This is a genomic window from Pedobacter psychrodurus, from assembly GCF_004331735.1.
GTDB classification, from domain to species: domain Bacteria; phylum Bacteroidota; class Bacteroidia; order Sphingobacteriales; family Sphingobacteriaceae; genus Pedobacter; species Pedobacter psychrodurus.
Window position 1 is genome coordinate 138,935 of the sequence record NZ_SJSO01000004.1, and the last position, 19,763, is coordinate 158,697.

Sequence of the window (19,763 nt, forward strand, 5' to 3'; positions counted from 1 at the left end):
AAAAATTATTTTTTCTGTATGTTTTCTTCAATTGGCTCCGATTTTTTGAACAAATTAAAGGTAGGGCGGATAATCTTTACACTTCTTTTGCTTACATCAACGCTGGCATTTAGTTCAAAACCGATTAATAAAATCAAAGAATTGAGGTAAAGCCAGATCATCACTACGATTAATGTTCCGATAGAGCCATACACTTTGTTGTATGAACCGAAGTGATTGATGTAAAAAGAAAAGCCCCAAATGGTAAGGAAAGCTAAAATGGTAGCCAGCCAGGAACCTGCACTAAAGAAACGCCACTTTTTTGAATGTGCCGGCCCATATCTATACAGAATAGAAACTGTAATAAAATATAAAATGCCCAATAAGGCCCAACGAATAATCTTGATAGCGAAAAGCGTAATCCCATCTTTATAATGTAATTCTTTCTGTAAATAATCGAGTAGAATTTGTCCTGTAGCCATGGCCGCAATACACACGATAACAGAGAAAGCGATAATAACAGTTAATACAATAGCTACCATTCTTCGTTTAAACCATGTTCTGGTTTCTACGATCAGCGATGACCGGTTAAACGCCCCCATTAAATTGTGAACGCCATTTGTGGCAAAAAATAACGACAATACAAAACCCAAAGAGAGCAAGCTACCATTTTGAATGTTTACAATTTCGGTAAGTGTCGTTTCAAAAGCCAGATAGGCATTAGTAGGCAATACCAAGGCAATTAAAGACATTAATTGATCTTGAAAGCCAATTTTTTTAGGTATGTAAGGGATTAAGGTAAATAAGAATATAATAGCGGGGAAGATAGCCAGCATGAAATTATAGGCCAAAGACGATGCTTTGTTAACTAAGGTAGCTTTGCTAATCTCCCGAAAGAAAAATGTGGCTACCGTATATAGTGGTAATGGACTAAAACCAGGCAAAACACATTCCTTGGTCCATTCTATAAACTTAGAATATAGCTTAAAATGTAATAATTGTCTGTGTAGCCATTTCATTATACCTGTTAATTAAAAAACACCGATAGTTTTTCCATAAAATTTTCGGGCGGATTTGTAGGTTTATTTTTCTTCATATCCACAAACACCAGTGTAGTTGCCCCAATGTTGATCAATTCTTCTTTTTCGTTATACAATTCGTACTCGAAAAAGATCCTGATGCCTGGTAAGGTTTTGACGATTGTTTTTACTGTAATTTCCTGGTCATAAAGGGCTGGTTTAATGTATTTGCACTTTAATTCCAAAACAGGCATCATAATCCCATCAGCTTCCATCGAGCTATAGCTCATACCCAAACTGCGCAACATTTCTACCCGGCCTACTTCATAATACTGTGCATAATTGCCGTAATACATATAACCCATCTGATCGGTTTCGCCATATCGAACCCTGATTTTTGTACTGTGGCTATACATTATTTAAATATATTTCTTTTGTTTAAAGCTTCGCGGTATTTCTTTGCATTGATTTCGTGCTGTGCTTTATTTTCTGCAAAGTTATGATAGCCAGAAAAATCTTCTTTAGCACACATGTAAATATAATTGTTCTTGTCGCGGTTTAGTACCGCATCAATTGCATTAATACTTGGCATCATAATCGGCCCAGGAGGTAAACCTGCGTATTTATAGGTGTTGTAAAGCGATTGCACCTGTAGTAATTTTCCAGTTACCCTTTTCACTGTAAAATCGTTGTTTGCAAAAATTACAGTTGGATCTGCCTGAAGCAATATTCCTTTATTTAAACGGTTTAAATACAAACCTGCTATAATTGGCATTTCTTTGTCGTAAAGTGCCTCTGCATCCACAATAGAAGCTAAGGTATATACTTGTACCGGGCTCAGGTTTAAACTTGCTGCTTTTTGTTTGCGATCGGCTGTCCAGAATTTATTGTATTCCTTGTGCATGCGCTCGAAGAAATCAACTGGCGAAATATTCCAGTACATTTCGTAAGTATTCGGGATAAACATGGCATAAACATTATCCTGGTTAAAACCATACTTGCTAATCAATGCCGAAGAATCTAAAACATTGATAAAGCTTAACGAATCGGCCTCCAGATTGCTGGCAAGGTAGGCTGCAAAATTTTCCTTTTTACGGATATTATGGAATTTCAATTTAACGGGATCTTGATTTCCGGCTTTAATTAAGTTAATTAAACTGCGGTTGGTCATTCCTTTTTTTAAACGGTAACGGCCTGGTTTAACACTCGTAGCTAAATTCATTTTTCCGGCAGCTGCAGTAAAAGAAGAGATACTTTTTACCAGATCTTTCTTTTTAATCACGTCAATCAGATCATCGTAACTGCTTCCTGTTTTGATATATAAATATTTTTGATTTTCGGTAACGTTAGGGGCAAAGTAAAGCCTGTACATATTTAACGCAAAGTAACCAGCAATTAAAATAACAGCAAGTGCAATAACTATTGCCACCTTTTTGCCTGTACTCATGTTCTTTTTTTCTACTTCAGTCATCTGTAATATGATACGTGTTTATTGTTGTTTGTTAGATAGGGTAATGTTAATCTTGGTACCTATAGCCACTTTGGTTAACGAATCAACCAGCATAGGGTCTTGTTTAATAATAATAGCAGCCACACTATCGGTAATAGGGCCATCGTAGATAATGGTGCCTAAAGTCAAGTTCGAGCCCCTCAGGCTAAATTTAGCTTCATCCATGGTTAATCCCATTAATTGTGGAATATCTACTTCTTCGTTTCCGCGACCATCGCCCAATACCAGGTTAATCCTCGAACCAACAGGCACAACCTGACCGGCAGCTATCGGCTGACCGCCAAAAGAGGCTTCTAAAACCACATCACGACTTACATCTGGCTTATAGGTCGTATCTCCAAGTTTTAATCTCGAACTCTCTATAATGGCCTGCGCTTCCCGTAAGGTTTTAAACGCTATATCAGGGAATTTTGTATTTGGTGTTTTACCTGCATTAATGGTTAAATAAATGGTACGGTTATCTTTAACAAAAGTGTTGGGATCAGGATCCTGATCAATCACAATTCCGGCAGGTTGATCCATAATAAAAACAGAATCTACTTCATATTTTAATCCGGCATCTTCGAGTTTTTTAACTGCCTGCTCAAAAGATAAGCCTTTTACCATAGGTACATTTAGGCCTTGTCCGTGTTTGGTGTAGTATCTTAAACTAAAAAAAGCGACCAGTAAAAGCACAACAACGGTTATTATTGCAGCTAAAATGTTGTTTCTAAACGATTTGGTTTTTAAATAATCTATAAATTTAGACATGAATCTTAATTTGGGTTATGCGTGCAAGCTCAAATGTAACTATTTTAATTATTGAATCTATTCACCATTCAATCCTTCGCTAATTCCTTCATTCAATATTTCTCTTGTTCAATATTACTAAAGCACAAAGATATTTATATTTTTGAGGATATATTTATATTCAATTTCTATTTATAAAAGGATTTTTAACATGAAGAAAACTATTGCATTGTTAACAGGCGGTACCACAGGCGAATGGGTTGTTTCGGTAAAAAGCGCGGCCACTATTGCCCAAAATATCGATCCGGATTTATACGATGTGTATAAGATTATGCTAAACGAAAAGGGTTGGTTTTATGAGCCTGCCGATTCTGTTAAAATTGAAATTGATAAAAATGATTTTTCCTTAACCCTTGAACGTAGAAAAATTAAGTTCGATGGCGTTTTTATTGCCATACATGGTTCTCCTGGTGAGGATGGGAAATTGCAGGGCTATTTTGATATGTTAGGTATTCCATACACCGCCTGCGATGCATTGACTTCATCAATTACCATGAATAAAGGTTATACCAAAGCCGTTGTAGAAGGTATTGATAACTTGTACACCGCAAAATCTGTTCAGATATTTAAAGGTGGAGACTATAGTTTAAATCAAATTAAACAAGATCTAAGATTGCCCTATTTTGTTAAACCAAACAGTGGAGGCAGCAGCATTGGCATGAGTAAGGTAAAACATGCCGATGATCTGGAAAGTGCTTTAGAGAAAGCTTTTAAAGAGGATGATCAGATTTTAATTGAAGAGTTTGTGAGCGGCAGGGAGTTTTCGATCGGTATTTTTGGAGCTGAAGGGAAAATTATTGTTTTGCCAACTACTGAGGTTATTCCGGCAAATGAGTTTTTTGATTTCGAAGCTAAGTATACTCCAGGCGCAACGGAAGAAATTACCCCAGGCAGAATGAATGAAGAAGAGGTGAGTCGTGTGCAACAGGTGGTAAAGGATGTATATAAGAAACTAAACTGCAGGGGAGTGGTACGTGTCGATTATTTTCTGGAAGAAGGAACTGGTAAGTTCTATTTTATTGAAATCAATACCATTCCTGGTCAAACGGCAACCAGTTTCATTCCACAACAGGTAGCTGCAATGGGTATCACACTGAAAGAGTTTTATACCCGTTTAATGAAGGAAACATTGGGGTAGTCCTTGTGAATTTTGTCATTGTGAGAACTTGATAGTAAAAACACAAAGAATTAGGGATGACATCCTGCGAAACAAATCTGTGTGGTATTAGTTGGATATTGGAATGATAGTCTGAAGATTTTCACATGCACCTAACGTTTGGACACATCTTTTGCAATTCCCTTTAGCACGGACCGTCATTGCCAGCTTGACTGGCAATCTTAATGCAATAGAAAGGTTAATTAGTCGTGTGTGGAGCTTTAAGATTCCCGTTTTCACGGGAATGACGCAAGATCTCACAAGATTTTTTATCAATCACTTAGATATACACATTCGGGAAAAGCCTAAATTATGATGAACTTCCAAAAACTGATTGATAAGGGCTTAAAAGTTAAAAACTACCCGAAAGACTCTGTTATTTATGAGCCCGGTATGCAACCGCGCTATGTATATTTCATCAAATCAGGCGAGGTAAGGATGGTTACGGTTAGCGATGAAGGAAAGGAGTTTATTCAAGGAGTTTTTAAAACGGGGCAATACTTTGGTGAACCTGCATTATTAATCGATCGGCCTTATTTAGCTTTTACCATTACCAATAAAGATTCACAGATTATTGCTGTAAATAAAGAAGATTTCTTTAACCTGATCAAGAATGAGCCCTATTTTAGTATGGATCTGATTCGTACTTTAAGTCACCGCCTTTTTTATAAATCGATGATGCTGGAAGAATTGGCGAGCGAAAAGGCTGATCATCGGTTGTTAACGATTATCAATTACCTTCTTAACGATATCGCTGTAGGTGAAAATTTAAAGGTAACGCGACAAGAATTAGCCGATATGACTGGTTTAAGGGTAGAGACGGTTATCCGTAGCACTAAAATTCTAGCTGAAAAAGGCCTGATCAAAATCATTAAAGGGAAAATAGTAAAAGTTTAGCGTTTTATTGGGAATACATGAAATGAACCAATACCCTAATCCTTCAAACATGATGTAGATCATAAATTAGTTTTCAATTTAGACTTACCTTTGTGTTATTAAATTAGAAGATTATGGCTGAGTTATCTAAATTCCAGGCTTTTGTACAATGTAAATGTCCGCGCTGCCGTAAAGGTGATATTTTTACCGGGAGTGCTTATTCTTTCAGACTGCAAAAAACAAATGTTAACTGTCCGCATTGCAACTTAAAATTTGAGCGTGAACCAGGATTTTTCTATGTAGCGATGTTTGTAAGTTATGCCATGAATGTTGCCGAAATCATTACTATTGGAGTAGCATCGTATGTTTTAGGTCTACCTTTAATTTATGAAAATCTGTGGTACTATGTAAGTTTAATCTTAACCGGTGTTTTATTGTTATCACCAATTAATTACCGCTATTCGAGAGTTGTTTTGCTTCATTACCTTACACCAGGCTTGCATTATGTTCCTGGAAGTGGGGATTAGCAAATTATAGATAAAAAAGGCTGTATTATAAAACTAATTTCTCTTCAGGTTTTGTCATGTTGAGCTTGTCGAAACACTCTACCAAGGCTATTTAATCTAGTCCTTCGACAGGCTCCAATAGAAAGGCTCGTCATTGCGAGGAGGAACGACGAAGCAATCTTTCATGCCAGTGATCCTTCCATAAAGATTGCTTCGTCGGCCGAAAAAGCCTTCTCGCAACGATACCCAAGATTATTATTCTCTTAAAATCATGTCATTTATATTGATTATTATACAATAATTAAACCTCAGGATTACAGTCTATATTTATTATACAGCTTCTTTTTTTAGCTATTTCTTCATTGGATGTTGAACATATTCTGATAATCTGACAACCTTTCCATTTTTCAATTGAATATCATTAAATAAAGCCACTGTATCGGTTTTACCTTCTTTTGTTGTAGAAACCTGGCTGTACCATAGGCTTACCCATTCTTCACTTTTATCTTTATTCACCACAGATTCCATATCATGCATTTCGATTTTAAAGCCTTTCATTTTATCAAATTCGCCCTGTATTTCTTCCAGGAACTGAGGTTTTGTACCTTTAAATTTGTAACCATCCACATCTAAGGCCACACTGTCAGCAAGCACCTTGCTCATACTGGCCGTATCTAAATTTTCGAATGTTTTAATAAGTGTCATTGCGGTTATTGCATTTTTGGTATCGGGGTTCATTTCCCAATTTTGCACCTGCTTAATGGTATATGGATACTTGGTGCTATCTGCTGTTGCAGTATCAGTAGTTTTAGCTTCTTTATTTTCGCATGCTGCAAAAAGTAAGGTAGCCATGATCAGGCATGATAATTTCTTCATAACAATTAGTTTATTGGTTGATTAAATATAACTAATTACTTGAATATTAATTGAATGTATACAGTTTTTGTTCGTGGGTTTACATACCTGAAATAGGGACGACTAAATAAAATAGATAACAAAAGTAAACCGAGTTCAAAGTATTGGATGCTAAAAATGATTTTAACAATTTATAGCATAATGAGAATAAAAATATAATACACGTATCTTATGATTAGGTTTTTTTATTAGAAAATGAGTGTTTAGTAATGCTTCGGGAACAGCAGTCCCGTTATTCGCTATAGCTCCGATAAAAAGATCGGAGGCTGGCGCTTTTACCGGGTTTATATAACAGAGGACTGTATAAAGAGGCATGAATCTTTTCCTAGCAAGCTAACTGTAATTATTTTTAGCATATCGTCCTCGTTTGTGGAGGTGAATTGCGATTTTACGCCTTTAAACTCTTTTCGCATTACAAATGCAGATCTCGCAAGTCCTGGTTACAAACGAAGACTATTTTAAAGTTGATTTTGAAAATCCGGCGTCATTCCCGCGCAGGCGGGAATCTTAAAGCTTGTTATATTAAGATTATCTGCGATGAGCACTTCGTGGTTCCCAATCAAGTTAGGAATGACAATTGTAATTAACTCAAGTTGCGGGTTATAAAGATTAAAAAATAAGCATCAAAAAAGAGAACTTTGGTTTACGACAACTAAAAAACTCAGTTTGATGCTTACAAAGGATAAAATTATAGGAATATTTTGTTTTATTGATGATTTGTTGAAAACAAGCCACCATTATGAAGATAGCCGCAGGCAGGTTAGCGATAGCGAAGTAATTACTACGGCAGTTGTTTCCTCTTTGTACTTCGGTGGTCATCAGGATAAAGCGAGACAGTTTATGAAGATGACAGGAATGATACCATTTATGTTGGACAAAAGCCGTTTTAACCGAAGGTTACATGCTGTTAGCGAATTGATTTACAGCTTGTTCATGCAGATTGGTTATTGTTTCAGGCATATCAGTTGCGAAATGAGCTATATATTGGATTCGTTTCCTGTTGCTGTATGTGATAATATTCGTATAGCAAATTGCAAAATATTGAAAGGGAAACAATGGCACGGGAAACAGACAAGCATGCGAAGGTACTTTTATGGCGTAAAAGTGCCGCTATTGGTTACTAAAGACGGTATTCCTGTGGGATTTGGGTTTGTTCCAGGGAGTGAACATGATGCTCAGGCATTGAAAAAGTTACCCATGGAACTGCCTGCTGAAAGCGAAGTGTTTGCTGATTCAGCTTATACCAATTATGAGATTGAGGATCAATTAATGGAAACTGATCAGATTGCTTTAAAAGTTCACCGAAAGTCAAATGCAAAAAGAAAAGATAGCGTAAGCGCTGCCTTTATAAAGGAATATATGCGTAAAAGGGTGGAAACAACAATTAGTGAGATCAAAGGACTATTCCTTAGAAAGATCCATGCGGTCACTTTCAAAGGATGGCTCCTGAAAATTACACTGTTCATCTTTGCTTTTACACTCAATAAAATAATATTATAACTAACAACTTGAGTTAATTAATTATTTATAGAACAATTTATACAATCAACCAAAGCCTTTACTTTTATTGCTGAGGTGAGTTCGTACCGATATTCATCCTCAATACTACCCATTTTGGTTTCGGTATTTCTGAATTCCATTTTACTGGGTACAAATTCCTTTGCTGATGCATGAAATTGTGTGGCACCAGTTTGATCAATGAGGTTTTTGATGTTGTTTTCATTTATACCCGCACCAGGCATGATGGTAATTCTACCGTTTGCTTTTTTTACAAGCTGCGCTAGTTTTTCTGCCCCTAGAATTGCAGAAGAAGCACCTCCAGAGGTAAGCACCCTTTTTATTTTGAGTGCGATTAAATCTTCCAATGCCTGATCCATATCGTTACTCATATCAAATGCCCTGTGGAAAGCCACCTCCATAGGTTTGGCCAGCTCAATCAGTTCAGCGCACCTTTCTTTATCAATAGTGCCATCAGCCTTAAGTATTCCGATAACTATGCCTTCACAATTTAATGATTTGCAGATTTTTATATCTTCTTTCATTAATTCAAATTCAATTTCAGAATACAAAAAATCGCCTCCACGCGGACGGATAATCGGCCAAATTTCGATGGATAGATTTTTCTTAGCTAATGAAATTTGGGCATAACTTGGTGTGGTGCCACCTTCTGCCAGGTTATCACAGAACTCAACTCTTTTCGCACCACCATTCTGGGCAGCCAATGCCGATTGATAAGAATTAGCACATACTTCTAAGCAACCAATTGCCACTTCATCCATTATAATATATTTAAATTAGTTTGTATTATTCCTGTGGTCCTGCTGGTCCTAAAACCACCCATCCCTTCGAAGATTTATAGGCATTAAGTAACTGTACTGATTTTCCACCATCTGGATACCAGCATACCTCTGTAATTACCCAGTGGGTGTCATCAACCTTTTTACGCGCTGGAAAAGCATTTTGGACAGTAGAAAAATCAGGAAAACCATGTTCTTCTATATTATTGATGAAAGATAGTTTAAGTACTTCGGCGGTTTCGTTGATAATAGCCTGATCAATCTCCATTTTCATCACTGAAAGTAAAGATTTAGCTTCTTCAAAAAAATCCTTGCAGGCTATAGCGGCATCAATATCTTTATTGTTATATGCTTTTTCGATCGCCAGAATGGCGCCTTCCGGTGTTTCGAGATTGGCTTTGAAATGATCAACTCCTTCATCAATATATAAGCCTATACTGTTATCAAATGCTGCTTTCTCTTTTTCCGCAACGCCATCCCTAATGGCCCGTATAGTATAACCGCCAATTAACCTGCCATTTTCAATAATCATCCAATCTGAAATTAAATCGCGTTGTATGCCAATTTTTTGATTAAATTTTACTGAGCGAATGTTTACAGGTTCGTTGCCAACGGTACCAAATAAGTTTCCTTCATCGTCAAAATGTGGGTCAGTTAACCAAATGTGTTCGCCCTCATCACCATCTGTAATGAGTACTTTTATAGAAAAATAGTTTTGATATTCTTGTGGGTTTTTTAAACTTTCTTCGAAATACCAAAGGGTTAAATTGGCTTTTTCGATCGCCCAGTTCATGCGTTCGTCTTCGCTTGGCACATAAACCATATCTGGTTCACCCTTGCGTTCAGCAACATTTTTCTTTCCGAAAATTTTAGATAATAATCCCATTTACCATCTCATTTTTGTTTATCGTTTGGGATAATTCAATATTAATAATAGCTTTTGCCCTTGATTAAAAGATCTTGTTTTTCTGCGTTGCAAACAGCGTAACTAAAACCTTTCTGAATGGCATAAGCACCGTATTCGCCTTTTTTGTTGATGGCTAAAAATCCTACCTGTATGTTTTTTGCAGTTTCGGGCTTCTTTTTAATGATGCGCATTACCGCTTCTTTGCAAGCCGCTTCGGGTGTATAACCTTGACGCATTAATTCTACCACCAAAAAAGATCCAACATTTCTTACCACCTCTTCACCTACGCCAGTTGAGGTTGCACCACCAACTTCATTATCGACATAAAGGCCAGCCCCAATAATTGGACTATCACCAATCCTTCCATGCAATTTATACGCCATACCACTGGTTGTACATGCGCCAGAAATGTTTCCTTTAGCATCAATAGCGAGCATACCAATAGTATCGTGGTTGTATTGGTTTCCTGGAAGTTTTTGTGGAGCAGCTTTCTGGTAAAGCTTATTTTCGATATTCATTACTGGCGCATATTTTGCCGTTTTTAACCACTCTTTCCAAGCTTTTTCACTGGCAGGGGTAAGCAAGTTTTCCTTTTTAAAACCCTGCTCTAATGCAAATTGCAAGGCACCATCTCCAGCCAACATTACATGCGGCGTTTTTTCCATCACTTTACGCGCTACCGAGATGGGGTGTTTAATATGTTCTAGCGCTAAAACAGCGCCGCAGTTACCGAGTTCGTCCATAATGCAGGCATCGAGGGTAACATGGCCATCGCGGTCTGGCAAACCACCATATCCGACAGATTGGTTATTCTCATCCGCCTCCGGAACCCAAACGCCTTGTTCTACAGCATCTAAGGCGCGACCACCTGATGATAGCACTTTCCAGGCATCTGCATTTGCGGCAATCCCGAAATCCCAGGTAGAAATCACAATGGGGAAATTTGCTGCTTGCGGCGTTTTTTGGGGAATTACATCAGCAATACTGCTTTTATCAATGGCCAACAATCCAGCCGATAGGGCAGATGCTTTTATAAATTTGCGGCGGTTAAACATGTGTAAGGTTAATTGTTTGAAGTGGTTAATTGGCTAATCGTTTAATTGATCGGTAGCTAGTTTGAAAATTGTGATTTGGATATTGTTTGTTTTTAATTGCTAAATTGTTGAAACGATCGCTCGAGTTTGATCATTAGGATTTGAATAATTGGTTATTTTCAAATGCTGCAATTGCTAAATTGTTGAAACGATTAATTCTGTTTGATCATTGTGGTTTGAATATTGGTCATTATTTCACTATAGTGAATCTATCTGCATCCTTTAAAAACGGAAATTGCCTCCTGATTTTAACCAGTTCTTCAAAATTAATACTGAATGTATATAAATCTTCGTCTTCAGGTTTGTAATAAACCGTATTGCCATATGGATCCAGGCACATTGATAAACCGCTGTGGTAAATCTGGTTTCCATCATGCCCAACACGGTTTACAGCAATAACATAACTTTGATTTTCTATTGCCCTGGCCGGAATTAATGCCTTCCAATGTGCAGATCGTTTATCTGGCCAGTTTGCAACTAAGAGTAAGATATCATATTCCTGATCTACATTACGTAACCAAACCGGAAAGCGCAGATCATAACAAATGGCCAATCTGATTTTCCATCCTTTGAGTTCGACAATGAGTTTTTCTTTACCAGGACTAAAGTGTTGATCTTCATCTCCCATGCCAAACAAATGGCGTTTATCGTAATGTTGGTTTTTGCCATCTGGCTCCATCCAGATTAAACGGTTAAAATACTGATTGTTTTCTTTTATAATGATGCTCCCAGTAATTACACAATTATACTGGTGTGCCATTTTTTGCATCCACTGCATCGTTTTTCCATCCATTTCTTCAGCTAAGGCTTCAGAATTCATACTAAAGCCTGTGTTAAACATTTCGGGTAAAATAATGATATCGGTTTTCTCCCTTACACCCATCGATAATCTAAGTGCCAGATTCAAAAGGTTTTTCTCAATGTTTTCCCAAAAAAGATAGGCCTGAAAGACAGTTACTTTCAGATTTTCTATTTGAGTGTAAACAGGTGCTTCCATTGTATATAGGTTTATTCTGGTTAAATGTTTTTTAATTTCTCGGCCGCTAAGGCAAGTGTAGCGTTTTCTTTAGCAAAGCAGAACCTGATAATTTTATGGTCGGTTGCTTTTTGGTAAAATGCAGAAACCGGGATGGTGGCCACGCCAAATTCCTTGATCAGTCTGATGCTAAAATCGGTATCTTTTTCATCACTAATGTTGCTGTAGCTTGCGCATTGAAAATACGAACCGTTACAGGGCAAAAGTTTAAAACGGCTTTCTGCCAAAAGACCTCTAAAATAATCTCTTTTCTGTTGAAAGAAACTGCCTATTTCTATATAATTTTTTGGTTCTTTAATGTAATCGGCAATAGCTTGCTGCATGGGACTATTAACGCTGAAAACATTAAATTGGTGTACCTTCCTAAATTCTTTGGTTAATTTCTCTGGCGCCAAACAGTAACCAAGTTTCCAGCCTGTAGCATGTAAAAGCTTACCAAACGATGCTACAATGAAACTTCTTTGTTTTAATTCAGGGTAGAGCATTACACTTTGGTGCTTTTGTTCATCGTAAATTAAATGTTCATAAACTTCGTCGCTTAAGATTAAAATATCGGTGCCAGTAATCAGTTTAATAAGCGATTTCATATCATCTGATGATAAAATACTACCGGTTGGGTTTTGTGGTGTATTTAAGATGATCATTCTGGTTTTGGCTGTAAATAACTTCTTAACCATATCCCAATCGATGGTATAACTGGGCGGGGCAAGTTCGTAGGTTTTAACCAAGCCTCCTAAAAGTTTAATCGTAGGGGCATAACTATCGTAAGCTGGCTCGAAAATGATAACTTCATCACCTGCATTGATGATGGCGGCCAATGCAGTAAAAATAGCTTGGGTTCCACCTGCTGTAACCGTAATTTCAGTTTCAGGATTATATTTTATGTTATATAGTTTTTCAACCTTCCCTGCAATGGTTTCTTTTAAAAAAGTAGAACCTGGCATTGGTGCATATTGGTTAAAACCATCTTGCATGGCTTTATTTACCAATTCAACTAGTTTTGGGTCGCAGGCATAGTCAGGAAATCCCTGAGAAAGATTAATGGCATTGTGTTCTGCTGCAAGTTTACTCATCACAGAAAAAATGGTGGTACTTACGCCAGGGAGTTTAGATTGTATATTAAGCATCTTATAAGCGAAAATAGCAAAAAAAAGCTTAAAGCGTAAAAACCTATACCAAAAGCCCGGTTACTTAGTCGCATAATTGCAATTATTCCTGATTAAAACTTTTTTAGGATCATTAAACCCTTGCACCAAATTAACGTCAATAACCAAAAGCATTAAACAGCTTACTATTAGCGAATTTTAGGCAAAAAAATTGTATTATTTCAAATATATTTGTTCTTATTTAAAATTATTCCAGATAAACCTGTTTCTTTGCATTTTAAAACTCAATTATCAATTAAATATGAAATTTAAACACTTAATTGTTGCCATTTTATTGGTAATAATTGCATCTGCATTTGTTAGCCCGAATAAATCTTTAAGAACATTTGTTTCCAACTACGAAAATGTATTGGGCACATCGTTAGAATTAAAATTTAAAACAACCAATCAGGCCGATGCAGATTTAGCCGAAGCGCGTGCATTAAACGAAATAGATAGGTTAGATGATATTTTAAGTGCTTATAAAGCGAACAGCGAGTTTAGTAAATGGATGAGCAATGGTAAACAAACCACCAAAGTTTCGGCAGATTTGTTTGAAGTTTTAAAGCAATTTGAGAATTATAAAGTATTAACCAATGGCGCCCTTGATGCATCAGCTAAAGTAATTGGCGATGTTTGGAAAAAGGCAGCTGCTGAAAATCGTTTACCATCGGCTGAAGCATTGCAGCATGCAGTTACCTTGGTTAAACAAAAACATTATCTATTAAATGAGCAAGATAAAACGGTTACCCGTTTGGATGATGCGCCATTAGCATTAAATTCTTTTGCAAAAAGTTATATCATTAATAAAGCTGCAGAGAAAGCTATTCAAAGCCCTGGAATTGAAAACGTGGTGGTGAATATTGGTGGCGATATGGTAATTAAAGGAAACCAGGCAGATGCTATTGAAATTGCCAACCCTAAAGCTGATGCCGAAAATGATGTTTCACTAACCACAATCAACGTGTCTAATATGGCCGTGGCAACCAGTGGCAATTACCGCAGAGGTTTTAATGTGAATGGAAAATGGTATTCGCATATTGTTGATCCACGGACAGGAAAACCTGTTTCAGAAATAATCAGTGCTACGGTTATCGCTCCCAATGCGAGTGAAGCAGGTGCTTTAGCTACTTCCTTTAATGTGCTTTCGCTTACCGAGATTGAAACCATGACTGCCACTAGAAATGATATCGCATACTTGTTGATCACTAAAGAGGGCAAAGAAATTAGAAGCAAAGCGTGGGCTAATTACGAAGTTGCTTTAAAGAAACCAGCTACTCTTTTAGAAAAAGCAAGCAAAGCTGATAAACTTTGGAATACTAAATATGAGTTAGTCGTAAACTTCGAAATTGCCAACATAGAATCTAAGGATGGTAAACGTGTTCGTAGGCCGTTTGTGGCGGTATGGGTTGAAGATGCAGCTAAAACTCCTATACGTAATCTTGCCATATGGTACAATAAACCACGTTGGTTGCCAGATTTAAAATCATGGAGCCGTGCTAATGGCGATGAGTTTAAAAAGGGAGCTGAAGGGAAACTGAGCTCAACCAGTTCGGCTACTCGTGGACCTGGTAAATATAGCTTATCATGGGATGGAAAAGACGATAGCGGTAAATTGGTAAAAGCAGGAACTTACACGGTTTTTATTGAAGTTGCCCGTGAGCATGGCACTTATCAGGTAATTGCTAAGGAAATGAAATTTACAGGCTCGGCAAAAAAGGTAGAATTAACGCCAAATACAGAACTAACATCAGCATCACTTGACTACAGAAAAATCGGAACCCCAAAAAAATAATATCACCGTTGCACCTAATGGTTTAGGAAAAAAGCAAGTTAAAAAAGATAGCGGGAAGGGGAAGGGTAAAAAACGTTTAGCGGGTTTATCACGTTGGCTGCATATTTATTTATCGATGGTGAGTTTTACGATTCTGCTATTCTTCGCAGTATCGGGCTTAACCTTAAACCATGCAGATTGGTTTACTTCAGGTAAGGAAGTGGTTACTAAAGATTCTGGATCAGTAAACTTAAAATGGGTAAACCAAGCAGATACCAATAAACTCAACAAGTTACAGATTGTTGAGTTTTTTAGAGGTAAACATGAGGTTAAAGGTGCACTGAGCGATTTTAGAATAGATGATAGGGAAGTGAGTCTGACCTTTAATGGACCTGGCTACCTGGCTGATTCTTTTATAGACCGCGAAACTGGTAAATACGAATTAACCACAACCAGGTTTGGCGCTGTGGCCGTGATTAATGATCTGCATAAAGGTAGGGATTCTGGTAAAGCCTGGTCGTGGATTATTGATATTTCGGCAGTGCTGATGACCTTGGTATCTATATCAGGAATTATCTTAATCTGTTTTATCAAAAAGAAACGATTAAGTGGCTTCATCATCGCAGCAGTAGGTACATTAGTCTGCTATTTGATTTACAAGTTATTTGTACCATAAGTTAACCACAAAGGTACTAAGGGCATTGAGATTATCTCTTTGTGTTCTTGGTGCCTTTGTGGTAAATTATTAATGCGCTATAACAGCCGCATCAGACGATGCCTCTAATTCAGTCGTGATAAACCTTCTACCGATTAACAAACAGCCTAAAGCGATAAACGCAGCTGCCGTCATTACCAATGGCATGGGTACAACCGAATGTTCGCTAAATAAACTTACCATTACGGAAGCCAAAGCGCCTAATCCCATTTGTAAGGCACCCATCAAGGCAGATGCACTGCCCGCATTTTTGGTAAATGGTGCGAGCGACAAGGCAGCAGCATTAGGATTAATTAAACCTAAGCAAGCCAAGAATAATGCTATAAAACCGATTGTCGAATATAGATTCAGCCAATTGTTTAAAGCAAAAACCAAAAAAATTAAACTAAAAATACATTGTGCAATAAGTGCATAGGTTACAATATTTTTGCTGGTAAACCATTTCAGTATTAAGCTATTTACCTGACTTGAACCAATGAACGATACTGATAACAGTGCGAAAATCCAACCATAACCGGTTTTACTTACTTCATAGATCTTCATAAATACCTGAGGAGATGAGGATACATAAGCGAATAAACCAGAAAAGGTGATTGAGCTAATTAAAGCATAAGTATAAAATTGCGGCTCTTTTAAAACCGTAAAGAAATTGGTTAGAATTGGCTTTGGTTTTAAAGAATAATTTGGATCGGGTTTATAACTCTCCGGTAGTTTGAAAATTGAAGCCAATAGCATTAAAACGGCCATCAATCCTAAAAATACAAACACATATTTCCAGCCCAAGGCCGAAATTAAGTAGCCACCTGCAGTTGGGGCAAGCATAGGCGAAACAGCGATGACCAACATTAAGGAAGCAAATACTTTAGGGCTTTCTTCTACAGAAAATAGATCCCTCACCATAGCAACCGACGCTACAGCCGTGGCACAGCTTCCAATGGCTTGTACAAAACGTAAAACAATCAGTTGGTTAACATCAGTTACCGCCAAACAGAGAAAAGAGGCCAGGATATAAAGTGCCAAACCAAAATAGAGCGGTTTCTTTCTTCCAAATTTATCTAACAGCGGACCATATAATAACTGGCCAGCAGAAATTCCGATAAAAAAGCTCGATAGTGAAAGGGCTACAGTCGATTCATTGCTTTTTAAATCCTTTGCAATATCAACAAAACCAGGTAAGTACATGTCGATAGAGAAAGGGCCAAGGGCAGCCAATGAACCTAAAATGAGTATGAGATAGAAGTGTTGTTTTTTAGCCATGAAGATTACCAGATTTTGATGGCGCAAAGATTGGGAGATTTAAGTTGTTAACCTATTTCTACGGTCGAACGATTGTAAAAATCATATTTTTATTGCTAACCAATTAAAGCTAAAGTGTAAATGGCGCAGCTTTGTAATCTTTGAGTTATCTATATTAAAAATATGATGATCTCTATGTTAAATCTCCTATTTATTTATAGATTTATAGTCTATGACTTTTAAGACAAAAGAAAGCCGTTTACTACTCGTTCTGGGTAGCTTTTTTGTAGCAAACGCTATACTATCAGAGTTTATTGGAGTTAAATTATTCAGTGTTGAAGAAACGCTGGGTTTTAAAAAAATCGATATCAATTTACTAGGTGTTCCGAATCTATCCTTTGTAATGTCGGCTGGCGTATTAACCTGGCCAATTATTTTCATTATGACGGATATTATAAACGAATATTTTGGTGTTAAACAGGTTCGATTCCTATCCATTCTTACCGCCATATTAATTTCATTTGCCTTTCTTGTAGTCTGGGGATCTATGCATTTAACCGCTGCCGATTTCTGGGTGCATCAAAATATAAATGGAGAAGACCTCAATATGAATAATGCTTTTGCAGGAATATTCGGGCAGGGGATGTGGATCATTGTAGGATCGATTACCGCCTTTATTATCGGGCAAATGGTTGATGTAGTGATATTCCATAAAATTAAAAAAATAACCGGGGAGCGGGCGCTTTGGTTGCGTGCCACAGGCTCTACTTTGGTCTCTCAGTTTATTGATAGTTTTGTGGTCATATTTATTGCATTTTACATAAACCCTCAATACCATTATAGCTGGCAACAGGTTTTTGCAATTGGCTTAGTAGGATATACCTATAAATTTGTAGTTGCTATTTTAATGACCCCGATTTTATATATCGTACACGCCATAATTGATGGTTATTTAGGGAAAGACCTCGCGCATAAGCTAATCAAAATGGCTGGTAGGGGATAAATATTTACAACAACGCAATAACCAAATAATACATCCGATTTATGAGAAATATTTTAATGCTACTGGCGGTACTTTCACTATTTTCTTGTGCTGGTAAAAACGAAAATGATCAGGAGCTTAATATTCAGGGTACATGGCAGCTATTATCGGCTACAACCATCGAAAACGGAACAAGCCAAACAACAGATTATTCTGGCAAACTGAAAATGATCAAGATGTTTAACAACACACATTTTGCATTTTTAAAACATAGCCTTGATTCTAAAGATACAAGTAGTTTTGATGCCGGTGGTGGAAGCTTTGTATTAGATAAAGACGATTATACCGAGCATTTGGAATATTATAAAAATAAAGACTGGGAAGGGAAGACTTTTAAGTTTAAGCTCGCCATCCATAAAGATACTTTGATTCAGAAAGGTATTGAAAAGGTAGAAAAAGCTAGGGTAGACCGGATAATTATCGAAAAATATATCAAGGTTAAACCATAATAGCTCACATAACTTATCGGCAGCTGTGTATCATTGCAGGCATAGTTAGTGTATATTCATAAAACCGTACTGTTCTTAAATCAATCATTTTGTTGTTTTATTTTGGAACATGTTGTACCTTTGATTTATGGGATACGAACTATCAAAAAAGGAAATTGGCGAAAGAATAGCTAGCCTACGCCTAAAGAAGAGTTTCTCTCAGGAAGATTTAGCAAAAAGCATTTCGATTTCAAGGCCGTCCTTAACACAAATAGAATTAGGGAACAGAGTAGTTAGCTTGAGCGAAATGCAGAGGCTATCGATGGTCCTGGGTTTTTCTCTGGATGATTTTATGACTAAAGATTTTCTAACTTATCAAAGTTTAAAGCTGCCTGAAGAAACAACAGATGATGCTATAGTGGAACGTATTTCTGTTCCAATTTTGAATATTAACAAGTTTAAAAACGTTCTGCTTTATATTTTGGAACGTTGTGCAGGTAAACCTAATGTTGGTGAAACCGTTCTATATAAGCTTCTTTATTTTTCTGATTTTAATTACTACGAGTTGTATGAAGAGCATTTAACAGGCGCTAAGTACAAAAAATTACCTTACGGTCCTGTTCCTCAAAAGCTAGATTCCATTATTAATCAAATGATAGATGCAAATCAACTTCAACGGATTAAAACAGAATACAAAGGATTTCCACAAAAGCGCTACCTGCCCATGGAGAAAGCTGATTTAACTACGTTTAAAGCCAGTGAAAAAGATGTTATAGATAAAGTTATCGAACAGATGAGCGATTGGTCGGCTACAGCCATAAGCGATTATTCTCATAAGGATTTACCTTGGGAAGTTACTGAAGAAGGAAAGGACATTAGTTATAACTTAGCTTTTTATCGGGAACTACCTTATTCTGTTCGGGTCTATGATGAAGAGGAAAATGATTAATTATGCTTTTCGAATCACTAAACGAGTTTGATAAGGATCTAAAAAAGCTTTTGAAACGGTATCGCAGTCTGCATTCCGATTTAGAAGATGTTAAAATTATTTTGAGGGTAAGGCCTGATGAGCGAAACCCTTTCAGTTTTCAGATAGATAATTTAGGTATTTCCACTTGTGTAATTAAGGTTAAAAAAATTACCTGCGATAGTCTGAAAGGTAGAGGAGTAAACTCTGGCCTGAGGTTAATTTACGCGTACTTTGCCGAAGAAAAAAAGATTGTTTTCATTGAGCTTTACCATAAAAACGATAAGGAAAATGAAGATAAGCAACGGATACTTGAAAATTTTAAATAAACGCAAAAGGTCGGACTCGCTCCGACCTTTGTACTTAACAACA

General features: G+C 37.0%; 21 protein-coding genes. 10 read left to right on the top strand and 11 right to left on the bottom strand.

From position 1 onward, the window contains the following. Positions 1-5: 5 nt before the first annotated feature. The 4 genes from EZ456_RS05870 to EZ456_RS05885 are packed head-to-tail and all read right to left on the bottom strand — an operon-like array spanning position 6 to position 3,258. Positions 6-998 carry a YihY/virulence factor BrkB family protein gene (locus EZ456_RS05870; RefSeq protein WP_131528240.1) on the bottom strand — a complete coding sequence of 331 codons (993 nt, stop codon included), beginning with the start codon at positions 996-998 and terminating at the stop codon, positions 6-8. A gap of 8 nt (positions 999-1,006) precedes the next feature. Next, positions 1,007-1,414 carry an acyl-CoA thioesterase gene (locus EZ456_RS05875; RefSeq protein WP_131528242.1) on the bottom strand — a complete coding sequence of 136 codons (408 nt, stop codon included), beginning with the start codon at positions 1,412-1,414 and terminating at the stop codon, positions 1,007-1,009. Continuing rightward, on the bottom strand, positions 1,414-2,469 hold the full coding sequence (mltG, locus tag EZ456_RS05880; protein ID WP_131528244.1) for an endolytic transglycosylase MltG: 1,056 nt from the start codon (positions 2,467-2,469) through the stop codon (positions 1,414-1,416). Before mltG ends, EZ456_RS05875 begins: the two co-directional genes overlap by 1 nt. 18 nt (positions 2,470-2,487) lie before the next feature. Beyond that, on the bottom strand, positions 2,488-3,258 hold the full coding sequence (locus EZ456_RS05885; protein WP_131528246.1) for a PASTA domain-containing protein: 771 nt from the start codon (positions 3,256-3,258) through the stop codon (positions 2,488-2,490). A 190-nt stretch (positions 3,259-3,448) separates the two neighbouring features. Here EZ456_RS05885 and EZ456_RS05890 point away from each other — a divergent pair, with 190 nt between their 5' ends. The 3 genes from EZ456_RS05890 to EZ456_RS05900 all read left to right on the top strand — a co-directional run bounded on the left by EZ456_RS05890 (position 3,449) and on the right by EZ456_RS05900 (position 5,856). Beyond that, the gene (locus tag EZ456_RS05890) at positions 3,449-4,435 is read left to right on the top strand and encodes a D-alanine--D-alanine ligase (protein ID WP_131528248.1); all 987 of its coding nucleotides are present in this window, start codon (positions 3,449-3,451) and stop codon (positions 4,433-4,435) included. Between the two features lie 330 nt (positions 4,436-4,765). Then, positions 4,766-5,350 carry a Crp/Fnr family transcriptional regulator gene (locus EZ456_RS05895; RefSeq protein WP_225876477.1) on the top strand — a complete coding sequence of 195 codons (585 nt, stop codon included), beginning with the start codon at positions 4,766-4,768 and terminating at the stop codon, positions 5,348-5,350. Positions 5,351-5,463: 113 nt separating this feature from the next. Next, positions 5,464-5,856: a DUF983 domain-containing protein gene (locus tag EZ456_RS05900; RefSeq protein ID WP_131528250.1), complete on the top strand. Its 393-nt coding sequence runs from the start codon at positions 5,464-5,466 to the stop codon at positions 5,854-5,856. Between the two features lie 330 nt (positions 5,857-6,186). On the opposite strand, the gene EZ456_RS05905 is transcribed toward EZ456_RS05900, so the two are convergent. Continuing rightward, positions 6,187-6,711 carry a nuclear transport factor 2-like protein gene (locus EZ456_RS05905; RefSeq protein ID WP_131528252.1) on the bottom strand — a complete coding sequence of 175 codons (525 nt, stop codon included), beginning with the start codon at positions 6,709-6,711 and terminating at the stop codon, positions 6,187-6,189. Between the two features lie 708 nt (positions 6,712-7,419). Between EZ456_RS05905 and EZ456_RS05910 the strand changes: the two genes are divergently transcribed. After that, the gene (locus EZ456_RS05910) at positions 7,420-8,250 is read left to right on the top strand and encodes an IS982 family transposase (RefSeq protein ID WP_131528254.1); all 831 of its coding nucleotides are present in this window, start codon (positions 7,420-7,422) and stop codon (positions 8,248-8,250) included. A gap of 17 nt (positions 8,251-8,267) precedes the next feature. On the opposite strand, the gene EZ456_RS05915 is transcribed toward EZ456_RS05910, so the two are convergent. From EZ456_RS05915 to EZ456_RS05935, 5 genes are all read right to left on the bottom strand, one after another. Next, positions 8,268-9,029 (bottom strand): copper homeostasis protein CutC, encoded by a 762-nt coding sequence (locus EZ456_RS05915; RefSeq protein WP_131528256.1) that lies wholly within the window; start codon positions 9,027-9,029, stop codon positions 8,268-8,270. Between the two features lie 25 nt (positions 9,030-9,054). Continuing rightward, entirely contained in the window at positions 9,055-9,933 is an 879-nt protein-coding gene (locus EZ456_RS05920; protein ID WP_131528258.1) for a YegJ family protein, read from the bottom strand. A 41-nt stretch (positions 9,934-9,974) separates the two neighbouring features. Continuing rightward, positions 9,975-11,009 (bottom strand): N(4)-(beta-N-acetylglucosaminyl)-L-asparaginase, encoded by a 1,035-nt coding sequence (locus EZ456_RS05925; protein WP_131528260.1) that lies wholly within the window; start codon positions 11,007-11,009, stop codon positions 9,975-9,977. A 229-nt stretch (positions 11,010-11,238) separates the two neighbouring features. After that, positions 11,239-12,045 carry an amidohydrolase gene (locus tag EZ456_RS05930; protein ID WP_205945034.1) on the bottom strand — a complete coding sequence of 269 codons (807 nt, stop codon included), beginning with the start codon at positions 12,043-12,045 and terminating at the stop codon, positions 11,239-11,241. 20 nt (positions 12,046-12,065) lie between these two features. Continuing rightward, positions 12,066-13,211 (bottom strand): methionine aminotransferase, encoded by a 1,146-nt coding sequence (locus EZ456_RS05935; RefSeq protein WP_131528262.1) that lies wholly within the window; start codon positions 13,209-13,211, stop codon positions 12,066-12,068. 280 nt (positions 13,212-13,491) lie between these two features. Between EZ456_RS05935 and EZ456_RS05940 the strand changes: the two genes are divergently transcribed. Then, entirely contained in the window at positions 13,492-15,024 is a 1,533-nt protein-coding gene (locus tag EZ456_RS05940) for a DUF2271 domain-containing protein (protein ID WP_131528264.1), read from the top strand. Beyond that, positions 14,990-15,679, top strand: a complete 690-nt coding sequence (locus EZ456_RS05945) for a PepSY-associated TM helix domain-containing protein (protein ID WP_205945035.1) — start codon at positions 14,990-14,992, stop codon at positions 15,677-15,679. The genes EZ456_RS05940 and EZ456_RS05945 overlap by 35 nt, the downstream gene beginning before the upstream one ends. Positions 15,680-15,748: 69 nt before the next feature. Here the strand turns inward: EZ456_RS05945 and EZ456_RS05950 are convergent, their stop codons facing one another. After that, positions 15,749-16,975 carry a multidrug effflux MFS transporter gene (locus tag EZ456_RS05950; protein WP_131528266.1) on the bottom strand — a complete coding sequence of 409 codons (1,227 nt, stop codon included), beginning with the start codon at positions 16,973-16,975 and terminating at the stop codon, positions 15,749-15,751. Between the two features lie 211 nt (positions 16,976-17,186). Here EZ456_RS05950 and EZ456_RS05955 point away from each other — a divergent pair, with 211 nt between their 5' ends. From EZ456_RS05955 to EZ456_RS05970, 4 genes are all read left to right on the top strand, one after another. After that, positions 17,187-17,957, top strand: a complete 771-nt coding sequence (locus tag EZ456_RS05955; RefSeq protein WP_131528268.1) for a queuosine precursor transporter — start codon at positions 17,187-17,189, stop codon at positions 17,955-17,957. Positions 17,958-17,998: 41 nt separating this feature from the next. Continuing rightward, entirely contained in the window at positions 17,999-18,445 is a 447-nt protein-coding gene (locus tag EZ456_RS05960) for a hypothetical protein (protein ID WP_131528270.1), read from the top strand. A 127-nt stretch (positions 18,446-18,572) separates the two neighbouring features. Further along, positions 18,573-19,373, top strand: coding sequence for a type II toxin-antitoxin system antitoxin SocA domain-containing protein (locus EZ456_RS05965; protein ID WP_131528272.1), 801 nt, complete (start codon positions 18,573-18,575; stop codon positions 19,371-19,373). A 2-nt stretch (positions 19,374-19,375) separates the two neighbouring features. Beyond that, positions 19,376-19,720, top strand: a complete 345-nt coding sequence (locus EZ456_RS05970) for a hypothetical protein (protein WP_131528274.1) — start codon at positions 19,376-19,378, stop codon at positions 19,718-19,720. Positions 19,721-19,763 lie beyond the last annotated feature (43 nt).